Genomic DNA, 2,650 nt, shown 5'->3' with positions numbered 1-2,650 from the left:
ATGGTCGGCACGCAGCTCGTCTGGTCGAGCCGGTAGCTGTAGGGCACGGTGACCGAGGTGGTGGACTGCGGGTTCGGCCCCGCCGGGTTGGTCTCGTCGTCCGGGGTGGACCAGGTGACGTTGTCGAACGTGTTCCCGCTGACCTGCCAGTAGCCTGCCTCGTCGGTGTAGAAGGTGCCGAGGGCGTCGCGGGAGTTCTTGAAGTAGTTGTTCTCGACCTTGGCCTTCGCGCCCGCGCGCGAGTTGATGCCGGACTCGTTCAGGCTCACGTAGTTGTTGTTGTACATGTGCGCCGTGCCGCCGCGCAGCAGCGGGGTCCGGGAGTCGATGTTCTGGTACAGGTTGTGGTGGTAGGTGATGAAGCTGTTCGAGCGGTCGCTCTCGCTGGAACCGACCAGACCGCCGCGACCGGAATTGCGCAGGGTGCTGTAGGACAGGGTCACGTACTGGGTGTTGTCCTTCATGTCGAAAAGCCCGTCGTACCCCGCCGACTCGCCGCCCGAGGCGATCAGGTTGACGTGGTCGACCCACACGTTGCGCACGTCCCGCTCCATGCCGATGGCGTCGCCGCCGTTGGACGTGGGCGATCCGGACTTCTTGACGTTCTGGATCGTCACGTTCCGGATGATGATGTTGCGGGATTCGCGGATGTGGATGCCGATCTGGTCGAACACCGCGCCGGAGCCGACGCCGATGATCGTGACGTTGCTGATCTTCTTGAGCTCGACGACCCCGGCGGCGGTGTCGCAGCTGCCGGAGACCTTGCTGGTGTTGCCGTGGTTGATGGTCCCCTGCACCTCGATGGTGATGGGGGTGCTCGTGCTGGCCCGGCCGCACAGCGCCTGGTGGATCTGGGTGCCCGTGGTGGCCCGGACCACCGCCCCGCCCTGGCCGCCGGTGGTGCCGCCGTTGGCGGAGGCGTACCCGGTCGCGGCGCCCGCGGCGGAGGCCGACCCGGTGGTGAGGGCGGCGCCCGCGGTGGTCGAGACGAGCAGCGCGGCCACGACCGCGGGGATTCGCCGGACGGCTGATCGCTTCATTCCATCTCCTGCGTCGTCGAAGGATGGGGTGGTTCAGCGGCGATCGACCGGGGGGCGGCGTCGCCCCGGTTTCGGGAAGAATCAGTCGACACGTGTCGGAAAGCGCTTGCCCCGAAGCTAGAGGCGGGTCTTGACCGTGTCAATCCGGGACGGCGTTCATTCACGAATGCGGACAGCGGGGGCGGGGAAAGGTTTTCGGGGGCGGTCACGCACCTGAACGACGTGTTCCGGTACGTGAACTCGGAACGGCGGTGGCGGCGGCGGAAAACAACTTCCCCCGACACGGCGGGACCGCGCCGGCGGGGGTGCCGACGCGGTCCCGGTCTTGTGGTGGCTCGGGTCAGGTGGTGGTGCAGGCCGCCCCGTTGAGGGTGAACGCGTTCGGCTTCCCGGAGTCGCCGGTGTGGGTGGCCTGGAGGCCGATCGTGGTGGACGCGCCGGGCGCCAGGGCTCCGTTGTAGGAGGCGTTGGTGGCGGTCACGTCACCGCCGGACGAGCTGAACGTGGCGTTCCAGCCGGACGTCACGCGCTGCCCGGACGGCAGGGTGAACGCGAGGGTCCAGCCGTCCACCGCGCCGCTGCCGGTGTTGGTGATCGTGATGCTCGCGGTGAGGCCGGTGTTCCAGGCGTTCACCGAGTACCCGACCCGGCAGGCGCCGCTCGGGTTCGGGGGCGTGGTCGTGGTGGTGGTGGTGGTCGTGGTGGTCGTGGTCGTGGTGGTCGTCGTGGTCGGGCCGGGGCCGGGGTTGTTCAGGCCGAAGAACTCGATCACGCGCTGCCCCATCCCCGACGCCATCAGGTTGTGCCCGACGCCCTGCAGCGAGATGGCCTCCACCTTGTCGCCGTAGCGGGTGCGGGTCCAGTTCGGCTGCGGGTAGTCGGTGGCGGTGGGGGTGGTGGACAGGCCGTGGACGTTGGTCCACTGGTCGATCTGCTCGCCGAAGTTCGGGTACCGCAGCGTGTCGTCCTGCGTGCCGTGCCAGGTCTGCACCCTCGGCCTCGGCCCGGTGTAACCGGGGTACGCCGAGCGGGCGATGTCGCCCCACTGGGCCGGGGTCTTGAGCACGGTGCCGTTCGCGCAGGCGCTGTTCCACAGCGACCCGTCCGTCGTGGCGAAGCACCCGTCGGGCACGCCCGCGAACGGGGCGCCCGCCGCGAACACGTCCGGGTAGTTGGCGAGCATGACGTTGGTCATCATCGCCCCGGACGAGGTGCCGGTGGCGAAGATCCGGTTCGGGTCGACGGCGTACCGGGACCGGACGTAGTCGACCATCGACTTGATGCCCACCGGGTCGCTGCCCCCGTCGCGGCGCAGCGCCTGCGGGGAGGAGACGTCGAAGCACTTGCTGCTGCGGGTCACCGACGGGTAGATGACGATGTAGCCGTACCGGTCGGCGAGGGCCGCGTACTGGGTGCCGGAGTAGAACGCCGGGCCGCTGCCGGTGCAGTAGTGCACCGCCACCAGCAGGCCCGGCCGGGCCGCCACGGTGTTCGGCACGTACAGGTACATCTGCAGGTTGCTGGGGTGGGCGCCGAAGTTGGTCACCTGGGTCAGCGTCGCCGCCGAGGCCGGGGTGGGGGCGGCGATCGCCGCCAGTGCGGTGAGCGCG

The 2,650-nt window shown here is 69.2% G+C and carries 2 protein-coding genes; both read right to left on the bottom strand.

What is annotated here, in order from left to right; genetic code table 11:
- Positions 1-1,040 (bottom strand): pectate lyase family protein (locus ACTUAL_RS03280; RefSeq protein WP_440899224.1); only part of this gene is annotated, 1,040 nt, incomplete at its 3' end.
- Between the two features lie 340 nt (positions 1,041-1,380).
- Positions 1,381-2,650 (bottom strand): extracellular catalytic domain type 1 short-chain-length polyhydroxyalkanoate depolymerase (locus ACTUAL_RS03275; RefSeq protein ID WP_440899223.1); only part of this gene is annotated, 1,270 nt, incomplete at its 5' end.

It is taken from the genome of Actinosynnema sp., assembly GCF_052038725.1.
The sequence above is the reverse complement of the archived record's forward strand: the minus strand, read 5'-3'. Positions and strand labels throughout refer to the sequence as shown.